The organism is Aquicoccus porphyridii (genome assembly GCF_008369105.1).
In the GTDB taxonomy this organism is placed as follows: domain Bacteria; phylum Pseudomonadota; class Alphaproteobacteria; order Rhodobacterales; family Rhodobacteraceae; genus Aquicoccus; species Aquicoccus porphyridii.
On sequence record NZ_VINQ01000150.1, the window covers coordinates 1 to 423 of the forward strand.

The 423-nt window shown below is 67.1% G+C and carries 1 pseudogene; it reads left to right on the top strand.

The features are described 5' to 3' along the window. Positions 1 to 390, top strand: a pseudogene (poxA, locus tag FLO80_RS23980) (alpha/beta hydrolase PoxA); the annotation flags it as partial. Between the last annotated feature and the right edge of the window lie 33 nt (positions 391 to 423).

Consider the following 423-nt stretch of genomic DNA (forward strand, 5'->3'; position numbering starts at 1 on the left):
CCACGGCTCCATCGCGCAGCCGCCTACGCCGGCTTGCGCGGCCGCGGTATCTTCAAGGGCTGGACCTACGAGGCGCTGTGGGCCTACGTGGAATATGCGCTGAAGGAGAGCGACGGCGGAGTCGAGCTGAAGTGCCGGCCAAGCCGCGAAGCGGAGATCTTCAGCTCCTTCCCCAGGCGGCTGTAGCCGTCGCTGGGCAAGATCACCACGCCGACCCGCGTGCTCTACGGTGACCGCACCTACCCTTTCGTCGCCAAGTCGGTGGCGCGCTGGTGCTCGCTCAACCCCCAGGTCAGCGCCCACGTGGTGGTCGGCGGCCACTGCTTCATGCAGGAAGACCCGGCCGATGCCGCCGAACGCGTACGCGACTTTCTCCTGCCCAATCCATGAACGCTCCTTCCGTGGGGAATCCGGCGCTCATCC